The following is a 17,504-nucleotide window of genomic DNA, read 5'->3' on the forward strand; positions in this document are numbered from 1 at the left end:
GTTCGAATGGTAATTTCGCTCTTGACTCCTAGTTGAATTATAATATAATTAACTATCCTTATTATGTAGTTAAGGATCGAAAGATTATGGCCCCCGGTAAAGAGGTGCAAAGGTGAGCAGTCTAGAAATTGCGAAAGTACTTAACAATAACGTAATTATTGCCAGGCATCCAGAGAACGGTGAGGTCGTGGTGATTGGCAAGGGAATTGGCTTTAATCAGAAGACCGGTCACTATATTCCACAACAGTCTGTTGAGAAGATGTTCATTCTTAAGAATGCTCATGAGCAAGAGCAATACAAGCAGCTTGTCCCCCAAGTGGATGAGAAGCTGATTGAAGCGGTTAACGAGGTTATTCTGTATATATCCAAACGCACAAATGAATCTCTGAATGAACATATTCATATTGCCTTAACTGACCATATTTCTTTTGCAATCAAGCGGGCGGAACAGAAGATTATCATTCATAACCCTTTTCTGTTTGAGACGAAGGAGATCTATCCACTTGAATATGAGCTTGCGGAGTTCGCGATAAGGATCATCAACGAGAAGATGGGGATCGACCTGGGTGAAGATGAGATCGGTTTCATTGCTCTTCATATTCACAGTGCGATGACGAATCAGGATATAACCGAGGTGAAGCAGCATTCCCAGCTGATCTCGGACCTTGTAATGGTTATTGAGCAGCAGCTGGACATTAAGCTGACCCGGAATTCGCTGGATTACTCCAGACTGCTAACCCACCTGCGGTTCGCTATTGAGCGCATTCGTCAAGGGGAGAAGGTTAGCGAACCGGATAAGCTGGAGGATCTGCTTAAGCAGGAATACCCGGAGCTGTACTCTCTGGCCTGGAAATTAACCAAAATGATGGAGCAGCGGCTGCACAAGCCGGTCTACCAGGCAGAGGTGTCGTATTTGACCATGCATTTGCACCGGGTAGCCCAGAAGGACTTATAAGCAAAATTAGGTAAGTGGGAAGTATTGCGCTACCAGAAATGCGGTGCTATAATACATTCCATAAGTGGCGAATAAAATAGTAAGTCATCAGATGTGTAACTGATTCGATCAGGCATGAGTTGATGAAAGTCTTTGATTGTATTGCACCTTTCTGGGGTATTATAACCCTGAAGAGAGTGAATAGATCAAGGCTTTCAAGGCTCATGCTTTTTTATTTGCCTATATAAAGGAGGTTGCTTATGTTCAAGAAATTTTTTGGTGTCTTGCAAAGAGTAGGTAAGGCACTCATGCTTCCGGTTGCGATACTACCGGCTGCGGGACTCTTGCTCGGGATCGGTAACATGCTGATCAGTGAAGACTTCCTGAGGCTGGTGCCTGCACTGGATAATCAGGGAGTTCACGCTGTAGCGACGATTCTGATGAATGCGGGTCAAATCGTCTTTGACAACCTGTCTCTGCTGTTCGCAGTCGGGGTAGCTATCGGCTTGGCCGGTGGTGAAGGGGTAGCGGGACTAGCCGCAATTGTCGGCTTCCTTGTTATGAATAAAACGATGGGAACCGTAATCGGGGTTACTCCTGGAATGATCGGAAACAACGAGGCTTATGCCAGTGTGCTGGGGATCCCAACCCTGGCTACAGGGGTGTTCGGGGGTATTATTGTCGGGATATTGGCGGCTGCGATGTACAAGCGGTTCTTCAAGATCGAGCTGCCATCCTACCTGGGCTTCTTCGCAGGTAAGCGGTTCGTCCCAATTATGACAGCAGCAACCTCGCTGCTTATCGGATTGCTTATGGTTATTGTATGGCCGCCGATTCAGCAAGGACTGAATTACCTGTCTCACAATATGATTGACACGAACCGTACCATGGCCGCATTCATCTTCGGTGTGGTAGAGCGGGCGCTCATTCCGTTCGGTCTGCATCATATTTTCTATTCCCCGTTCTGGTTCGAATTCGGAGAATATGCGAACAAGGCAGGTCAAATTATCCGTGGTGACCAGCATATCTTCATGTCCCAGCTTCGTGATGGCGTGCCGTTCACAGCGGGTACCTTCATGACTGGTAAATTCCCTTTCATGATGTTCGGTCTTCCGGCAGCCGCGCTTGCTATGTATCATGAGGCAAAGCCGCAGCACAAGAAGTATGTGGCGGGAATTATGGGGTCCGCAGCACTGACCTCGTTCCTGACAGGGATTACAGAACCAATTGAGTTCTCCTTCTTGTTCCTGGCGCCAGTTCTGTTCGCGGTTCACTGTGTATTCGCAGGTCTGTCCTTCATGACTATGCATATTCTTGGTGTCAAAATCGGGATGACCTTCTCCGGTGGATTGATTGACTTCCTGATCTTCGGTGTAATCCCGGGCCGTACCCCTTGGTATCTGGTTATTCTCGCAGGTGCGGTATTCGCGGTCATCTATTACTTTGGATTCCGGTTCATTATCCGGAAGTTCAATCTCAAGACACCAGGGCGTGAGGAAGCGGCAGAAGGCGAGAACGCCGCAGATACCGGTACTGGGACCGCTGTTCCTGTTACCAATGATGATCTTCCAAGCAATATTCTTGGAGCGCTTGGTGGCAAGGAGAATATTGCCCATCTGGATGCTTGTATCACACGTCTTCGTGTTGAAGTCAAGGATAAAGCCAATGTGAACAAGGATCGTCTCAAGAAGCTCGGCGCGTCCGGCGTACTTGAAGTGGGTAATAACGTACAAGCCATCTTCGGTACACGTTCTGATACGATCAAATCTCAGATTCAGGATATTATGAATGGCAAAACTCCTGCTCGTCTCCCGGATGCCGATGATGTTGGTGAGAGAGCTACGAACTTTGATGCGCCTAGTGTAAGCGGTAAGCCCGCTGAAGCTGAGCAGCAGGCTGCTCAGGATGGCGATGCGATTATTAAAGAAGATGTAGTTGCTCCTGCGAATGGTGAACTGATGGACATTACCAAGGTTCCAGACCCTGTCTTCTCCGAGAAAATGACAGGCGACGGATTCGCCATCCTTCCTAGTGATGGAACGATCTGCTCGCCAGTATACGGTAAAGTGTTCAATGTATTCCCTAGTAAGCACGCCATCGGAATCATGTCCGACGGAGGCAAGGAAGTGCTTGTTCACATTGGGGTGAATACAGTGAAGCTCAAAGGTCAAGGCTTCAAGGTTCTGGTGCAGGAAGGCGATCTCGTATCGGCAGGACAGCCGATTATGAAAGTGGATCTGGAATATGTGAAGGCTCATGCGCCTTCGATTATTTCTCCGATTATTTTCTCCAACCTGCCTGAAGGTTCATCGGTTACCCTGAACAAATCGGGTCTGGTGAAGAGCGGAGAGAACAACATTATCACCATCAAGTAAGACTTTTGTAATGAAGCCAAGTTACCTCATAAGATGAAGTAACAACCTATATTATTAAAGAAAGTGGGATGTATGACTATGCAAAGAAACTTTAAAATTACGGATGAAGACGGTATCCATGCACGCCCGGCTACAGCATTGGTGAACACAGCCAACAAATTCAAAGGGGCTGAGTCCTTCGCTGAAGCAAAAGGCAAGAAAGTGACACTGAAATCCATTCTGGGTGTTCTGTCTCTAGGTCTCGAACAGGGCGATATCATTACTCTTTCTTCTGAAGGCGAAGAAGCTGAAGCGGCGCTGAGCGCACTCTCCGATATTATGGTAAGCGAAGGGCTAGGCGAAATTAATGATTAAGATTGAGGGGATTGCAGCATCTGCTGGCGTTGCGATTGCCCGCGCCTTCAAGCTTGAGCACCCTGATTTCACAATCAATAAGCAGTCTGTAGAGAGCCCAGATGCCGAAATTGCCCGCTTTGACAATGCCCTGGCGAAATCACAACAGGAGCTCGAAGCCATTAAGGAACGCACCCGCGCCGAGCTTGGCGAGAAGAAGGCGGAGATTTTTGAATCCCACCTCCTGATTCTGAATGATCCCGAGCTTATTGACCCGGTTCGTTCAATGATCACGACTGAACAGGTTAATGCGGAATACGCGCTGAATGAGACTGCGTCCCAGTTCATATCCATGTTCGAGAACATGAAGAGTGCTTATCTGCAGGAACGCGCTGCGGATATGCGTGATGTAACCAAGCGCGTGCTGACTCATCTGCTCGGATTGACTTATGTCAATCCGGCAGAGATTAGCGAAGAGGTTATTGTCATTGCAGAAGACCTGACACCTTCAGATACAGCTCAATTGAATCGTAACTATGTGCTTGGCTTCACTACGAATATTGGTGGACGGACTTCCCACTCTGCGATCATGGCCCGTTCTTTGGAGATTCCTGCAGTGGTGGGTACCAAGGAAGTTGTTGAGAAAGTGAACAACGGAGATTTGATCATTGTGGACGGGCTGGATGGTCAGGTCATGATTAATCCGACTGAAGAGGTAGTCTCAGAATATAGAGCGAAGCAGCTGAAGTATCAAGAGCAGCGTGCGGAGTGGAACAAGCTGCGTGATCAGAAGTCAGTCTCTAAAGATGGTGTTCATGTCGAGCTTGCAGCGAATATCGGTACGCCGAATGATGTTGCAGGGGTTATCGATAACGGCGGTGAAGCCGTAGGTCTGTACCGTACTGAATTCCTGTATATGGGCCGTGACAAGCTGCCTTCTGAGGATGTTCAGTTCAATGCTTACAAGACAGTTCTTGAGAAAATGGAAGGCAAGCCTGTAGTTGTCCGCACACTGGATATCGGTGGAGACAAGGAGCTTCCTTATCTCGAGCTTCCGAAGGAAATGAACCCTTTCCTTGGATTCCGCGCGGTACGCCTGTGCCTGGATCGTACGGATATCTTCCGTACGCAGCTTCGAGCACTGCTTCGGGCAAGTGTGTACGGGAATCTGCGGATCATGTTCCCTATGATCGCCACCCTTGGTGAATTCCGTGAAGCCAAGGCCCTGCTGCTTGAAGAGAAGCAGAAGCTGATTGCAGAAGGAATCGAAGTCTCTGAGAACATTCAGCTCGGCATCATGGTCGAGATTCCTTCAACAGCGGTTTTGGCCGATCAATTTGCCAAGGAAGTAGATTTCTTCAGTATCGGTACGAATGACCTGATTCAATACACTATGGCTGCTGACCGGATGAATGAGCGGGTGTCCTATCTGTACCAACCGTACAATCCAGCCATTCTTCGTCTGGTCAAGATGGTTATTGACGCGGCGCACAAAGAAGGCCGCTGGGCGGGAATGTGCGGTGAGATGGCTGGTGATACGACAGCGATTCCACTCCTGCTGGGACTTGGACTCGATGAATTCAGTATGAGTGCCACCTCTATTTTGCCGGCGCGTTCCCTTATCTCCAAGCTGTCCCAAGCGGATATGAAGGAGCTTGCGGCTAAAGCACTGGAACTCCAGACCGCTGAACAGGTTGTGGAGCTGGTGAGAGAGATTGAAGCCAAGCTGTAACGACGGGTGTAATCCGTTTTAACTTTTTCCAACTGCGTTATGAATGAATATAGGGGACTTCCCTGGCCGGTATCTTAGGATACCGGTTTTTTTGTTATTGGTGAATTGGGTTTATTTTTGATTAGGGATAGGCTAGAGTGGAATGGGGAAATCTGAATATTTTATATAATCGCTGATTTAGCCTGATTTAATGGGTTTATAATGAACTTATACCTACTTACAAGGAGTATACATATGCATATGAACGACAAGCGCAGCACCGTGGGCATTATTGATATTGGTTCCAACTCGATCCGGGTTGTGGTGTATGAGGTGACTTCTTCTGGCGACTACCGGGTTGTTCATGAGAGCAAGGAATCTGCCCGTCTTAGTGAGAAGATTAGTGCGGATGGCAGAATGGAGCATGAGGGTATTCTGTCTATAGTTCCCGTGCTGAGTGAATTCAGGAATATATGCCAGTCTTATGAATGCGGGCGTATTCGTGTCGCGGCGACAGCGGCAATCCGCAATGCGGTCAATGCAGACGAGATCGTAGATACGCTGAGCAAGCATACAGGTCTCTCGATTGAGGTGTTGTCGGGAACGGAGGAGGCACTCTACGGATTCCTTGGGGTAGCTCAGGGAATTGGGGTTTCGGATGGATTCATTATTGACATTGGCGGGGGGAGTACGGAGATTACGCTGTTCCGGAATCGGGAACTGCTTCATAGTGTCTCATTGCCTTTTGGCGCCGTAAATGCGAACTATAAATTCTCCACGTCAAGCGGATGGACATCGCTGTCTAGTCTTGGGCTGATCCAGGAACTGCGGGAACTGATGCGTCAGCATGACTGGATCTCGAATCATCCCGGGCTTCCGCTCATTGGACTTGGCGGGACCATTCGATCACTAGGCAAGCTGGATCAGCGCAGAAACAAGTATCCTTTGCCAATGACCCATCACTATGTACTTGAAGAAGACAGCGTGAATTACTATGCGGAACATCTGCCCTCAATTCCGGTAGATCAGCGCAGAAGGCTGCCTGGATTATCCAAGAACAGGGTGGATCTCATTGTGCCCGGTGTGCTGATTCTGCATACGATCTTCAGCTGCATTAAGGCCAAATATTGTCTAATCAGTGGAACGGGATTGCGTGAGGGACTCCTGCACGACGTGTTGAAGACCAGGCTTCCTGAGGCTTCGGAAGTCGTTGACCGCCAAGTCCGCTCGCTGCTTTCTTTTCAATCGGCGGTCTCTCCCCGTCATCTGAATCACGTTCACCAGTTATCAGTGCAGCTGCTTAACGAACTGAATCCCGCCATGGATGAGGCGCTTGCCGGACGCATTCTTCATGTGTCTGCCATGCTTTATAAGATAGGCGCCTCGCTGTGGTATCACCAGTATGAGAAGCATACATTCTACTGGCTGCTCAATGCGCCTCTGGGGGGATTAACCCACCGGGAGATTGTGCTTATTGCGCTGATTGCGGAATTCAGAGCGAAGAACGGGAAGCAGACAAGCGCGGAGGTCTACCAGAACAGTATTCTAAAAGAAGAGGATACGAAGTTAACCGCCCGGCTTGCCGCTCTGCTGCAGGTAGCGATCGCACTTGATGCGAGCGAGACTCAGCCCGTTACTTCCATCATAGCTAAGAAGGAGAACAAGACTCTAACATTGAAGCTAAACTGCCGCAGCCAGCCCTTTATTGAACTCAGGGAACTGGATGCGGCAGCGAAGGTCTTTCAGAAAGCCTGGGATATTAAATTGAAGTGGGAAATTCAGACTTCTTCCAGGTACTAATATCAAGAGCTGCAAATTGGCTGCGGCAGGACGGGAGATCGCTTGCGATTCTCTCGTATTTGCCATTCGGCAAAAGCTGCTTGGCCTTCACATTATCAGCCAGGGAGAGGCTTAGAATCTGGATGACCATATTGCGGGCAGCTTCTTCATATACCGGGCACATAAGCTCAATCCGGCGGGTCAAATTCCGGGTCATCCAGTCCGCACTGGAGATCCAGACTTCGGGCTGGCCGCCATTCTCAAAGTAGTATATCCTTGAATGCTCCAGGAACCGGTCGACAATGCTTCTTACGGTAATGTGGTCGCTGAGACCCTCAACTCCGGGCCGCAGGCAGCATACACCGCGTATAATCAGATCAATCTGCACCCCGCTTTGTGAAGCAGAATATAGGGCGTCTATCATCTCCTGGCTCGACAGGGAGTTCATCTTGGCGATGATTCTCGCCGGTCTTCCGCTGCGGGCATGCTCCGACTCTCTCTCGAAGAGACGGATGAGCTTGTTCTGCATATTGTCAGGTGCAAGCGTCAGGGATTGCCAGTGATGCACGGCAGAGTATCCGGTAATTAGATTGAACAGCTCCGAGGCATCCTCGCCAATGGAAGGATGAGTGGTGAACATACCGATATCGGTGTAGAGTCTGGCGGTGATGTCATTGTAATTGCCTGTACCGACATGTACATATCTCTTAAGATCAGGACCTTCCTGACGAACGATAAGCAGAATCTTCGCATGGGTCTTGAGCCCCACAAGCCCATACACCACATGACAGCCTGCTTTCTCTAAAGTCCGGGCCCAAGCGATATTCCGCTCCTCATCGAACCTGGCCTTCAGCTCAACAACAACGGTAACCTGCTTCCCGGATTCGGCTGCGTCCGCCAAGGCGCGAATCAGCGGCGAGTTCCCGCTTACCCTGTAGAGCGTCATCTTGATGGCCATGACATGGGGATCTTCCGAAGCCTGGACAATGAAATCAGTCACGGCATCAAAGCATTCATACGGGTGGTACATCAGCACGTCCCGTTCCTTAAGCACCTCGAAGAAATCTTCATTCTCCTCGAATTCCTTCGGATAGGGCGGCTCATCCTGCGGGTAACGCAGCTTGGGGCTTCCTTGCACTGAACCGGTGAAATGACGAAGGAAGGTCAGGTCCAGCGGACCCTCAATCTCGAATACAGCATCTGTAATCTCAAATTCATCCTGAAGCAGCTCAAGTGCATAGGGATGAAAGCCTTTCTGAACCTCCAGGCGGACGGGAGCACCCCAGCGCCGCTTGCGCAGCTCCTTCTCAATTTCTTCAAGCAGATCCTCCGCGCCTTCCTCATCAATGGTCAGATCCGCATTACGGGTAACCCGGAATTCATGGACCGCAAGGGGAATATAACCGCTGAACAAGGTATGGATATGATGCTTGATCAGCTCCTCAATAAGAATAAAGGACTGCTTCTTGCTGTTCGAGTGCTGGGGAAGCGGCACGAACCGCGACAGATTGGAAGGGACCTGCACAACTGCGAAATAAGGCTCCTCTTCTGGATTGTCTCCATCCCGCTTCAAGACAACCGCCAAATATACGAACAGATTATGAACCAGTGGAAAAGGCCGGCTCTGATCTACCGCCATAGGTGTAAGTACCGGGAAGATAATGTCATGATAATAGTCTTCCATCGATTGGCGCTGTGCCTTGTTCAGATCTTCATATTTCAAGAGCTGTATATGCTCTTTGGTGAGCTGCCGCATGATATCGCGGTATGTACGGTACTGGGTGTGCACCATTTTGGAGATGCGGGAGACCAGGCGTTTGTACAGGCCGGCCGGAGTGTAGCCTGTAAAATCCTTTTTGGCATAACCCGCACGCATCTGATCCTGGATGCCTGCCACGCGGACACTCATGAATTCATCCAGATTGCTGGACACAATGGATAGGAACTTGGCCCGCTCAAGCAGAGGGGTTCCAGGGTCCTGGGCTTCCTGCAGCACGCGCCAATTGAACTCGATCCAGCTTAAGTCCCTGTTAAGATATCTTGAACCATCATCTTTATTATTAATATGTGTCATCTGTCCAACGACCTCCGCAAAATTACGCTAATAACCTTATTCCTACATTGTACTATTCTGCAACTGAGAAAAAAGCTGACTTTTGTAAAATCCATGTAAAATTTATTAAGGAATGTAAAGCGAAACGACCTCCAGAACTATTTTTTACCCAAAAAGTGAAAGCTTTGCCTCAAATATGGGTAAATAAATGATATAGCCCTTGCTATGTGCCGGTTGAGTATGTCCGAATCGCGGAATATTGAACCGGACGGTGGGCTGCCGAGAATATACAAGAGTGACCGGCGTGGCTTTAGGCTTCGCCAAACTTTGAGGAGGTCGTGGAGAATGAGTGCAGAACATAATGTGAAGCTTAATGCTGAGAAAAGAGCAGGATCAAGCGGCTCTTTGCGTCAATTAAGAGAGAAGGGGCGTATTCCGGGCGTGATCTATGGATCCCAAATCGGAAATATCTCCCTGCATGTGGATGCTAAGGACCTGCAGAAGGTGGCACGCACAGGCCGGTCAGAATTTTTTGAGCTTTCGATTGCGGGTGGTGACAGCTTTCCGGCCCTGATCAAGGATGTTCAGCAGCGGGGCGGGAAAGTGGTCCATGTTGACTTCCAGCATGTATCGAAGAATAAGCCGATCCGGGTGAAAGTGCCGATCCATTATATTGGTACTCCTGAAGGAACCAAGACAGGCGGCATTCTACAGACACAGGAGACCGAGCTTGAGGTCGAAGGTCTTCCGGATTCCCTCCCGGCAGGGATTGATATCGAGGTTACCGGACTTGGAACGGGAGACAAGCTGACGGCTGCGGATGTGAAGCTTCCGGCAGGGGTAACCCTGATTACCTCCGAGGATGCGCTCCTGGCCTCGATTGTTCTTCCGCGCGCAGCACTTGAAGCAACGCCGGAAGAAGGAGCCGATGCCGCAGCTGAGGGCGATGGAGCTGCTGAAGCGGCAGAGACAGACAATAAGAGTGATGAGGCCTAAGCTGGCCCAATCATATACTTGGTAATGGAAGGACCGGAGCGGAAGCGCTCCGGTCCTTTTTGGTGTTGGTGCTTGAGGGAAGTGACAAGTGCCTAATTCGCTGCATATGATATCGCAGACGAAAGCACCCAGGAAGGAGAGATCGGCTTGAAGAAAGGGAAAGTCACCAAACCGGTTAGAAGCAGACAGCTTAGTTACCGGGAAGAAAACCCCGAGTTCGATGAGATGGATCTGCTTGAGAAAGCCAGGGCCAGAAGCAAGATGGAGAAGCATAACGAGGTGCATTTGTCACAGGCCTTGGCGCCTGTGGAAGAGAAGCCCCATCCCCAGCCTCAGCCTCAGCATCAGCCTGTAGAAGACAAGGCTGTGCCCAAGGAGGAAGTTGTTAGTTCCAGTGTGGATACGAAGGTTCAAAGTCCGCCTCCTGTAAAGGAGCAGCCTCCTTCACAATCCGGGCGCACGGGGGAGTCCTGGGCAACGGTCCGCCATCCTGTCGTCTATACGGATGATATTTCGGATTCGGCAGTCACGGGGGAGAAGATAGCGCCTTACACGATAGATGCGACTAAGATCAAGTATGGCTCTATCGGTACCGCTTGGCTGGCCGACTATGCGGTAACCAGTCTGAATATTGCGGAAGGCGCGGTAACCGGGTCAAAGGTTGCCCCAAATTCATTAACAGGTGAGCACTTTATAGACAGCTCGATTCAAGGGCAAAAGATTGCGTATGGTACCCTTAGCGGAGAGAAAATCCAGGATGGAAGCATCTCGGCAGATAAGCTGGCGGACAAAGTAATCAGCGCTGATAAATTGGCAGATGGCTCGATCGGCAGCCGGCATTTAAGCGGAGGGCTGATTACAACAGAGCTTCTGCAGGACCAGGCAGTGACCTCCGAGAAGATCCGAAGCGGCTCGATTCAATCCATTAATCTGTCAAATGGAATTATTGATACTTCCAAGCTGAGCGAACGTTCTGTTACAGAGTCCAAGCTTCAAGATGGAGCGGTCACTGGCTCCAAGCTTGCGGAAGCTAGTATAGAAGCAAGGCATATTGCTCTGCACACGATCACCTCCGAACATTTGGCGTCAGGGATCAGTGCTAGCGGACTGCTCGCTCCCGGAAGTGTAGGGGCTTCAGAGCTGGAGGAGGAATCCGTGCTAGGCCGTCACATCAAGGAGCAGTCCATCGAATCCCGGCACATCGCGCCCGAATCCATATGCCGTAATCACTTTGCAGCGGGAAGTGTGGGGGAAGAGCAGATCGGCTCCGGGGAGATTGAAAGCCGTCATATCGCGGATCGAAGCATCATCTCTACGAAGCTGGCGGATCAGTCTGTCGGAACTGCGCAGATTGTGGAACAGGCGGTAACGTCCTCCAAGATTGCTGATCAAAGTATTCTCCCCCACAAAATTGCTGACGAAGCGGTAATCACCCGGCATATTGGGAAAGAGGCTGTTCACAGTGCCCAGCTGGCGGCCGGTGCGGTGGGGTCCGAACACATCCAGTCAGGCTCCCTCCGGGAGAGCCACCTTGCCGATAATTCCATTCATGAACGTCATATTCAAGCAGGCTCCATAATCAGCGGTAAAATAGCTGCAAAAGCGGTGCTCGAGTCCCATCTCGCCCAGAATGCCGTAGCTGAGCGGCATATTCAGCCGGGCAGCATTTCAGAGGATAAGCTGGCCGATGCCAGCGTGTCCGCAGACAAGATCGCTGGGGGCGCTGTGACCGGTGCGGCGGTGAGCGGGAAAAGTATTTCTTCCGAGCATATCGCATTTGAAGCCATTCATGAGGCTCATCTTGCTGAGAACAGCGTGAACAGCAGTGCGATTCAAGAAGGAGCTGTCGGCTCCGAGCATATTGAGCAGGGTGCTATACGTGCCGAACATCTGAAGAGAGCCTCGATTGGCACAGCAGCTCTGCAGCATCGGTCAGTCACCAGTGAGATTATTGATTCTGGAGCTATTAAGGATCATCACCTGGAGGCAGGTTCCGTATTCCAGCATCATCTGCAGAATCATGCCGTAACTTCCCTGAAGCTCTCCCCGGAGAGCGTATCCACGGACAAAATTAATGATCTAGCGGTTACGACCGGAAAGCTTGCCGAGGGCAGCGTGACTTCGTCCAAGATCCTGCCTGCATCCATCCTGCCTGCCCATCTGGCAGACCGTGCGGTAGGTGAGGATGCGCTGGCTGAGAACGCGGTGCACTCCAGACATGTTGCGCCTGACTCCTTAGGGGCAAAGCATCTTGTCAGCGGATCTGTACTCAGCCGCCACCTTGCTGAGAAGGCAGTGACAGAGTCAGCACTGGCACAGGAGTCTGTCACCGCAGACAAAATTGCGGAAGCAGCTGTTAATACTCAGCATTTGGCTGAAGGGAGTGTAACCTCCTCCAAGATCGCTTCGGGAAGTGTACAGTCACACCATTTGTCCACAGGGCTTATTCAGTCTGATCTGCTGGCTGAGGGAGCAGTACACGCTGACCATATCGCACAAGATGCCCTGCACTCAGGCCATCTTGTCTCGGGCGCGGTACAGTCACAGCATATTGCGGAAGGAGCTGTTGGCCCAGCTCATCTCGCTGCCGGAGCTGTACAGTCTAATCACCTTGGCGAAGCCTCGGTAGGTGCCGGACAGATTGCTCCCGGAGCTGTTCATGGAAGGCATGTAGCTGCAGGAAGCCTGGCAGGTTCCAGCTTAGAGAACGATGCGGTAAGCTCGGAGAAGATTGCGGAAGAAGCTGTGAAGTCCCTTCATCTTGCAGATGGCAGTGTGACTTCAACCAAGCTAGCCTCAAGCAGCGTGCAGTCTCATCATTTGTCCAGCGGGCTGATTCTGCCCCATCTCCTGGCAGAAGGCGCTGTTCATGCCGAGCATATTGCTTCTGACTCGCTGGGCTCCGCTCACCTTAGACCCGGTTCGGTTACGTCGACACATCTAGCCGAGGACTCGGTTGGCTCCGGGCATATCAGGACAGGAGCCATTCAAGACGATCATATCTATGAAGGGGCTGTAGGCACAAGCCACATTGCCTCGGGGGCAATTCAGTCCAGGCATATTGCCTCTGAAGCAATCACGGGCTCAGCTCTGGAGAATGGAGCTGTAAGATCGGAGAAGATTGCTGGTGAAGCGATTCATACCTTCCATCTTGCGGAAGGCAGCGTAACTTCCTCCAAACTGGCTACAGGCAGTGTAAGAGGATATCATCTGCAAGCGGGTATCATTCATTCCAACTTATTGGCAGAAGGTGCTGTTCATGCCGAGCATATTGCTCCGGAGTCGCTTGGATCCCATCACCTCGCCGCCCAGACGATTCAATCCAGGCATATGGCGGAAGATGCAGTCGGCTCCAGCCATATCAGAACGGGGGCTGTGCAGTCAGGTCACTTGGCAGAAGGAGCCATAGGGGCTGAGCACCTGGCAGACGGGGCTGTTGAGCCGAGACATCTTGCCGCTGGATCAATTACAGGGGCTTCACTGATGAATGGAGGAGTGGGCGCTGAGAAGATTGCCGCTGGAGCGATTGGTACCCCTCATCTTGCCGAGGGGAGTGTTACATCAACCAAGCTTGCCGAGGGCAGCGTACGATCAGAGCATCTGGCAGAAGGCCTGATTCATTCGGGGCTTCTCGCGAAGGAAGCTGTGCATGCTGAACATATCATTGCAGAGTCCCTCGGCTCTTCCCACTTCGCGTCAGGCGTGATCCAATCCAGACATATAGCGGCAAGCTCGATAGGTTCTGATCATCTTAGAATGGAATCCGTGCAAGCCGAGCATCTTGCGGAAGGCTCGATTGGACCTAATCATATCGCTGAAGGGGTTATCCGTGCCAAGCATCTTGCTTCAGAAGCTATATCCGGCTCCATTCTGGAAGAGGCTGCGATCAGCTCGGCTAAGATTGCACAGGAAGCTGTTCAATCGCATCATCTGGCGGAAGAGAGTGTAACCTCCTCCAAGCTGGCTCCAGGCAGTGTGCAGACCCGGCATCTGTCGGCAGGCTCTATCCAATCCGATCAACTGCAAGAAGGAACCGTGCAGTCCCAACATATATCGCCCGAAGCGGTTGTCGCAGGCCATCTGGCATCCGGTACCATCCAGACCCGGCATCTCGCGGCAGGTACGGTAGCTTCTGATCATCTGCAGTCAGGCATCATTCAACCGGAGCATGTGGCAGAAGGCTCCATAGGTTCTGTTCACATCGCTTCAGGCGCAATTGAGGCTAGACATCTTGCAGCCGGTACAGTAGCTTCAGATCATCTCCAGCCAGATATCATCTATCCTGAGCATGTGGCAGAAGGTTCAATTATGTCCGGCCATATTGCTTCTGGTGCGATTGAAGCCAGACATTTGGCAGCCGGTGCGGTCTCTGGGACGATCCTGGAGGAAGGCGCAGTTACTTCCGAGAAGCTGTCTGAGGACTCAGTCAGCGCACGACATCTGGTTGAAGGAAGTGTCATCTCTTCCAAGATCGCAGAGGAATCCATCCAGTCTTATCACCTCTCCCCAGGCGTGATCCATTCGGAATTAATTGCAGGCCGTGCTGTGAGGTCAGCGAACATGGATCTGGCTTCTATTCATTCCGAGCACATTAACTTCGGAGCTGTGCAGGAGATGCATCTTGCGTCTCAGGCGGTCTCCGGAGCAGCGATTCGTGACGGGGCAATTACATCTATGAAGCTGGCGGATGGGGCAGTAGAGGCCATACATTTGGCAGATGGGAGTGTGAATCCATCTCATATCTCAGATGGTGCTATTCTTCCGGTGCATTTATCAGCGGGATGTGTTCTGGAGACGTCACTGGGGGAAGAATCGGTGCAATCACGCCATATTGCAACCCATTCAGTGGGCACCGTTCATCTGCAAGCCGGAGCTGTCCACGAATATCATCTGGCCGAGGGAGCGATCTCAGGTCAATCTTTGCAGGATGAGTCGATTGGTGCAGAGAAAATATCCGGTAGTGCGATTCAGTCGTACCACTTGGCACCAGAATCAATCGGACCTGATCATTTACAGTCTGGTTCCATACTGGGACACCATCTAGGCGTGCAGGCTATTTCCGGTAATTCGCTTCAGAACGGTTCAATCAGCTCGGAGAAGCTTGCAGCAGGCGCGGTTCAATCCAAACAGCTTGCGGCCAATAGTGTCGACAGCCGGCATATCGCCAAAGAAGCGGTGGCTTCCGGACACATTCAACGTGGTATTATTAACAAAGCACATTTCTCCAAGGAGCTGTTGTCTGGCGGTCTGCTTCCCGAGGGCGGGATTCAGGGGACGCATCTTGAAGCAGCAAGCATTTCGCGGGAGCATTTACAGGAAGACTGTGTAGACGAAGCGGTACTCCAGAATGATTCGGTAAGTGCGGACCACATTAAGCCAGTATCCATCCAAAGCTATCATTTGGCCGAGGAAAGTGTGCAGTCGCATCATCTTGCCGAAGGGACGGTAGCGGCTAGGCACTTGGAGCCTGGAACAATCGGGCTGGATCAGTTATCTGTCACACCTGTACAAAGCCGGAGAGGCATTCATGCGATCCAGCAGTTTGGCATGTCAGTCTTCTTGCTCCAAGGGCAAGAGGATCAGGCGGAGTTGACCATAAAGTTCGATGAACCGTTCGGCGATTCCAACTATACCTTGGTGGCGATGACGAATCAGCCTTCCATCTATGCATCGCTTAAGTCACGTTCCGGGGACTCAGCCGTCATTGAGCTGACCCGGCAGACGGGCGGGGCGCAGATCTACGGATTTGTTACCTGGATTGCAATTGGAAGCTTGAGTAATTCATAAATTGAGTAGATTTTAAAAACTGTCACATTTATAGGGCCGTCCCGGTATACTGCTGAAATTGGCGGGGGATTAGGCCCTTTTTTTTATGCGTAATTAATACTTCTTGAGAAATGGAAGAAAAAGAGCCATTTTAAAGCGCTTTAATGCTTGACGAAACGTTATTTACTAACTAGAATTTGTGGCAGTATGTTAATAGAGAAAGAGGGGATTACACTGCAGCCTAAGAAGAAAACGACAGCCTTGTCACAACGCAAACGGGAAGAGCAGCTACAGAAGCAAAGAATGAAGCGGCTGATCTGGTTCTCATCCGTTGCCGTTCTCTTAATTTTGATTATTATTGTGTTCAGTATCAAACCGAAACCAGCCAAAGCAGATATTCCTTACGATACCCTACCGGTGTTGGGGAATAAGGATGCCAAGGTGAAGGTGGTTGAATTTGGAGATTACCAATGTCCGGCTTGTAAAGATTTCACCGAGCAGGTTAAGCCGAAGCTCGTTAAGGATTATGTCGACAAAGGTCAAGTGGCCTTTTATTTCATGAACTTCTCCTTCCTTGGAGAGGAATCCAATCTGGCTGCCTTGGCTGCCCAGGCCGTGTATCATCAGAGCAATGAGGCATTCTGGAAATACTATGAGGCGCTTTACCACGATCAGGGGACTGAGAACAGCGGCCGGATCACACCGGCATACCTTGTGGAATTAGCCAAGAAAGAGAATCTGCAGATTGACTACAACAAGCTCCAGCAGGATATTGACAGTAAGAAATATCAGGATGAAGTGGACAGGCATAATGCCAAGACCGATGAATTAGGAGTTCAATCTACTCCTACCGTGCTCGTTAACGGTACACAATATACCGGTCACTATCTGGATTATGACAGTCTTAAGAAAGATATTGATAAAGCGTTGAAAGGTGAGTAGCCATGAGCGAACAGCCGGTACGTTCCGTAATACGAGAATACGCCCTATATCTGGCCTGGTTGGTGTCCGTCGTTGCGACCGTTGGTAGTCTGTATTTGAGTGAAGTCATGTTATTTGAACCGTGCCGGTTGTGCTGGTTCCAACGGATATTCATGTATCCGCAGGTGATTCTTCTCGGCATCGCGGCCTATCGGTCAGACCGGAATATAATCCGCTATCTGCTGCCTCTTAATATTGTTGGAGGCTGTATCTCCCTGTTCCACTATGCTGACCAGAAGATCCCCGGCTTCTCGAAGATTGCGCCCTGCCGGGTGGGAGTGCCCTGTAATGTGGATTATCTCGATTGGTTCGGTTTCATTACGATTCCCCTGATGGCACTTGTCGCCTTCATTCTTATCACTGTGTTCCTGATGCTCGGAAGAGAGCGGGCAGAGTGAAGAGAGCCGCAGAGGCTTGAGCTTACCCGGCAAGACCAGACCTGGATATCAAATTAAATACACAACAAGAAAGAGAGCCTCTGGGGCTCTCTTTCTTGTTCCAAGTTCCAAACGAGGGTGCCACCATGGATATCTTATACATACTCTCGACAAGTGTAATTCTCAACTCCTCCAGTAC

General features: G+C 50.5%; 10 protein-coding genes. 9 read left to right on the forward strand and 1 reads right to left on the reverse strand.

Annotation, left to right across the window (positions count from 1 at the left end; all coding sequences use genetic code 11):
- Positions 1–112 precede the first annotated feature (112 nt).
- The 5 genes from glcT (at position 113) to LDO05_RS06015 (ending at position 7,153) form a co-directional block, all read left to right on the forward strand.
- Entirely contained in the window at positions 113–955 is an 843-nt protein-coding gene (gene glcT / locus LDO05_RS05995) for a glucose PTS transporter transcription antiterminator GlcT (protein WP_251377957.1), read from the forward strand.
- Positions 956–1,194: 239 nt separating this feature from the next.
- Entirely contained in the window at positions 1,195–3,309 is a 2,115-nt protein-coding gene (gene ptsG, locus LDO05_RS06000) for a glucose-specific PTS transporter subunit IIBC (RefSeq protein WP_251377958.1), read from the forward strand.
- Positions 3,310–3,387: 78 nt separating this feature from the next.
- The gene (locus LDO05_RS06005) at positions 3,388–3,663 is read left to right on the forward strand and encodes an HPr family phosphocarrier protein (RefSeq protein ID WP_127200431.1); all 276 of its coding nucleotides are present in this window, start codon (positions 3,388–3,390) and stop codon (positions 3,661–3,663) included.
- Complete coding sequence (gene ptsP, locus LDO05_RS06010; protein ID WP_251377959.1) at positions 3,656–5,374, forward strand: phosphoenolpyruvate--protein phosphotransferase; 1,719 nt, start codon at positions 3,656–3,658, stop codon at positions 5,372–5,374. The genes LDO05_RS06005 and ptsP overlap by 8 nt, the downstream gene beginning before the upstream one ends.
- A 234-nt stretch (positions 5,375–5,608) precedes the next feature.
- Complete coding sequence (locus LDO05_RS06015) at positions 5,609–7,153, forward strand: Ppx/GppA phosphatase family protein (protein ID WP_251377960.1); 1,545 nt, start codon at positions 5,609–5,611, stop codon at positions 7,151–7,153.
- Here LDO05_RS06015 and ppk1 read toward each other — a convergent pair.
- Positions 7,113–9,206 carry a polyphosphate kinase 1 gene (gene ppk1, locus LDO05_RS06020; protein ID WP_251377961.1) on the reverse strand — a complete coding sequence of 698 codons (2,094 nt, stop codon included), beginning with the start codon at positions 9,204–9,206 and terminating at the stop codon, positions 7,113–7,115. The two genes, LDO05_RS06015 and ppk1, sit on opposite strands and share 41 nt — an antisense overlap.
- 324 nt (positions 9,207–9,530) lie before the next feature.
- Here ppk1 and LDO05_RS06025 point away from each other — a divergent pair, with 324 nt between their 5' ends.
- The 4 genes from LDO05_RS06025 (at position 9,531) to LDO05_RS06040 (ending at position 17,326) form a co-directional block, all read left to right on the forward strand.
- The gene (locus LDO05_RS06025) at positions 9,531–10,181 is read left to right on the forward strand and encodes a 50S ribosomal protein L25 (RefSeq protein ID WP_251377962.1); all 651 of its coding nucleotides are present in this window, start codon (positions 9,531–9,533) and stop codon (positions 10,179–10,181) included.
- A gap of 147 nt (positions 10,182–10,328) precedes the next feature.
- Positions 10,329–15,968: a WIAG-tail domain gene (locus LDO05_RS06030; protein ID WP_251377963.1), complete on the forward strand. Its 5,640-nt coding sequence runs from the start codon at positions 10,329–10,331 to the stop codon at positions 15,966–15,968.
- 186 nt (positions 15,969–16,154) lie between these two features.
- Positions 16,155–16,889 carry a DsbA family protein gene (locus LDO05_RS06035; protein ID WP_251377964.1) on the forward strand — a complete coding sequence of 245 codons (735 nt, stop codon included), beginning with the start codon at positions 16,155–16,157 and terminating at the stop codon, positions 16,887–16,889.
- Positions 16,890–16,891: 2 nt separating this feature from the next.
- Entirely contained in the window at positions 16,892–17,326 is a 435-nt protein-coding gene (locus LDO05_RS06040) for a disulfide oxidoreductase (protein ID WP_251377965.1), read from the forward strand.
- Positions 17,327–17,504 lie beyond the last annotated feature (178 nt).

Source organism: Paenibacillus sp. YPG26 (genome assembly GCF_023704175.1).
Taxonomy (GTDB): domain Bacteria; phylum Bacillota; class Bacilli; order Paenibacillales; family Paenibacillaceae; genus Fontibacillus.

What these genes read in the sequence shown, in the direction of transcription:
- ptsG (WP_251377958.1), top strand. Translation starts at nt 1,195, where the DNA reads ATGTTCAAGAAATTTTTTGGTGTCTTGCAAAGAGTAGGTAAGGCACTC.
- ppk1 (WP_251377961.1), bottom strand. Translation starts at nt 9,206, where the DNA reads ATGACACATATTAATAATAAAGATGATGGTTCAAGATATCTTAACAGG.
- LDO05_RS06005 (WP_127200431.1), top strand. Translation starts at nt 3,388, where the DNA reads ATGCAAAGAAACTTTAAAATTACGGATGAAGACGGTATCCATGCACGC.
- LDO05_RS06025 (WP_251377962.1), top strand. Translation starts at nt 9,531, where the DNA reads ATGAGTGCAGAACATAATGTGAAGCTTAATGCTGAGAAAAGAGCAGGA.
- ptsP (WP_251377959.1), top strand. Translation starts at nt 3,656, where the DNA reads ATGATTAAGATTGAGGGGATTGCAGCATCTGCTGGCGTTGCGATTGCC.
- LDO05_RS06040 (WP_251377965.1), top strand. Translation starts at nt 16,892, where the DNA reads ATGAGCGAACAGCCGGTACGTTCCGTAATACGAGAATACGCCCTATAT.
- LDO05_RS06035 (WP_251377964.1), top strand. Translation starts at nt 16,155, where the DNA reads ATGTTAATAGAGAAAGAGGGGATTACACTGCAGCCTAAGAAGAAAACG.
- LDO05_RS06015 (WP_251377960.1), top strand. Translation starts at nt 5,609, where the DNA reads ATGCATATGAACGACAAGCGCAGCACCGTGGGCATTATTGATATTGGT.